A 2666-nucleotide genomic window follows, 5' to 3' on the forward strand; every position below is an offset into this window, starting at 1 on the left:
CCCTTGATTATTGGTAAAATATATGCGTAATTACTTGATTTGGTGGGATAATGGACAGATTTGACGTTATAGTAGTCGGGGCAGGTCATGCAGGTTGTGAAGCAGCCTTGGCATCTTCACGGATGCATGCAAAGACGCTACTTCTGACGATAAATTTAGACCACATAGCATACATGTCCTGTAATCCCGCAATAGGTGGGCTTGGCAAGAGCCATCTCGTAAAAGAGCTTGATGCGCTGGATGGTGAAATGGCAAGAAACATTGATGCCACTGGTATCCAGTTCAGAATACTCAATATGAAAAAGGGGCCTGCTGTTCGCTCGACACGTATTCAAGCAGACAAAATGAAGTATGCATTAAGAATGAAGAAGAGGCTTGGGGAACAGGAAAATCTTTATGTAAGGCAGGGCATTGTTGAAAAACTGTTAGTTAACAAAAAGACGGTTACCGGTGTTGTAACAAAATGGGGCGAAAGGTTTAATGGTAAAGTCATTATTATCACTACCGGAACCTTTTTAAAGGGGCTCATCCATGTTGGGCTCGAACACTTTGAGGCAGGAAGGATGGGCGACATTCCCTCAATCGGTCTTTCTAAATGTTTGAAGAAACTGGGTTTTGAGATGGGGAGGCTTAAGACAGGAACATGCCCGAGGCTTGACGGAAGAACAATAGATTTTTCAAAACTCGAACCTCAGCACAGCGATAATCCGCCAAAGCCCTTTTCCTTTTTGACGGAGCATATTACCAATAGACTTGTACCATGCTATATAACGTATACGAATGAAAAAACTCATGAAACGATAAAATCAGGGCTTGACAGATCTCCTCTCTACACAGGCAAAATAAAAGGAACAGGGGTCAGGTATTGTCCATCGATAGAAGACAAGGTGGTAAGATTTAAGGACAGGGCCAGGCACAGGATATTTATAGAGCCGGAAGGGCTTGATACGATAGAATACTATCCGAACGGCCTTGCTACAAGCCTTCCCCTTGACATTCAGATAGACATGCTTCGAAGTATCAATGGTCTTGAAAATGTTCAAATTACAAGGCCAGGATATGCTATTGAATATGATTTTGTTTACCCCACCCAGCTTTATCCGACCCTCGAAACAAAGGTGGTGAATAATCTATTCTTTGCAGGTCAGATAAATGGAACAACGGGTTATGAAGAAGCAGGGGCACAAGGATTAATGGCAGGTATAAATGCAGCCTTGAAGGTCAGGGAAAATGGAATGTTCACACTCGGCAGGGATGAGGCATATATAGGTGTAATGATTGATGACCTTGTTACGAAGGGGGTAGATGAGCCATACCGGATGTTTACATCAAGGGCTGAACACAGGTTATTCTTGAGGGAAGATAATGCCGATTTGAGGTTAACGGAGAAGGGATATAACATAGGGGTTGTGGGTAAGGAACGATACGACAGGGTTATTGGAAAAAAATCGAGGATTGATGAAACACTTAATATATTGAGGTCTGTAAGACTAACCCCGTCAAAGGAAACAAATAATATGTTGAAGGGGTTAGGGTTCGAGGGGATAAAAAATCCTATGACACTGGCAGAACTCCTAAAGAAACCAGAAGTCACTATGGATAATGTAAAACAGATTGAAAGAAGATTGGATAAGGTTGAGGAAGATATTGCTTACCAGGTGGAGTTGAATATAAAATACCAGGGCTATACGGATAGACAATCAGACATGGTGAAGAGGGTAAAGAAGCTTGAGGATAAAAGGATACCTCTTGATACTAAATACGAAGAAGTTTCTGGTCTTTCAAGGGAAGTTATAGAAAAACTTTCAAGGGTTAAGCCCTTTTCTCTCGGTCAGGCTTCCCGGATTCCCGGGGTTACCCCGGCTTCAATAACTGCATTGCTGATACATTTTAAAAAGAGGGGGATATTGTAGAGTGGAAGAGAATAATAATAGTGAAATAGTGGCGTGTCTAAAAAGGCTTGACGTTGATGTCTTTGGGATTGGGGCACTTTCTTTGTACAAAAAGGATTTTGTTGGTTTGAGTGGCAGCATCCAGAAGGAGTATCGATTTGCCCTCTCTTTTGGTCTCTTACTATCAAAAGGTATACTGAGTACTGTAATAGATGGGCCCAATCTTCTCTACCTTCATCACTACAGGCAGTTGAATTACCGGTTAGACATGATCGGGTATTTTCTTGCAAGAGAGATAGAGAAGAGAGGTTATAAGGCCTTGCCGTTTGCTGCTTCTCAAGTAGTAGACTGGCAGAACCATAAAGCCCATATTTCCCACAAGAGGGTAGGGGAGATTTCTGGTATAGGCTGGATAGGCAGAAATAATCTCCTCATTAACCCTGTCTTTGGGGCTCAGGTCAGATATAATACAGTCCTTACAGACATGCCCCTTGTCCCCGATAAACCGCTCAATGTGAATTGCGGGGAATGCATGGCATGTATTGATGTGTGTCCTGCCCGTGCAATAAAGGAAGATGCTGCCCAGTTTGATCATCTTGGATGTTTTGAAATGCTAAAAAAATTTAAAAATGAGAAAAATCTTGGCCATCATATCTGCGGGATATGTGTGGAGGCGTGCAAGGGGGATAGATGAAGGCGCTCATTGCCCTTGAGGATGGTACGGTATTTGAGGGCAAAAATTTTGGAATAGACGGCGAAAGGGAGGGGGAGATT

2 protein-coding genes are annotated in these 2666 nt (G+C 42.6%); both read left to right on the forward strand.

From position 1 onward, the window contains the following. The first annotated feature begins 50 nt into the window (after positions 1-50). Positions 51-1913 carry a tRNA uridine-5-carboxymethylaminomethyl(34) synthesis enzyme MnmG gene (mnmG, locus tag NTU69_03835; GenBank protein MCX5802658.1) on the forward strand — a complete coding sequence of 621 codons (1863 nt, stop codon included), beginning with the start codon at positions 51-53 and terminating at the stop codon, positions 1911-1913. 1 nt (position 1914) lies between these two features. Next, a complete protein-coding gene (locus NTU69_03840; GenBank protein MCX5802659.1) occupies positions 1915-2586 on the forward strand; it encodes a hypothetical protein in 672 nt (223 codons plus the stop codon). Positions 2587-2666 lie beyond the last annotated feature (80 nt).

The sequence above is a fragment of the Pseudomonadota bacterium genome, assembly GCA_026388215.1.
Taxonomy (GTDB): domain Bacteria; phylum Desulfobacterota; class Syntrophorhabdia; order Syntrophorhabdales; family Syntrophorhabdaceae; genus JAPLKF01.

Coding starts and splice junctions, on each gene's coding strand:
- mnmG (MCX5802658.1), top strand. CDS start 51: ATGGACAGATTTGACGTTATAGTAGTCGGGGCAGGTCATGCAGGTTGT.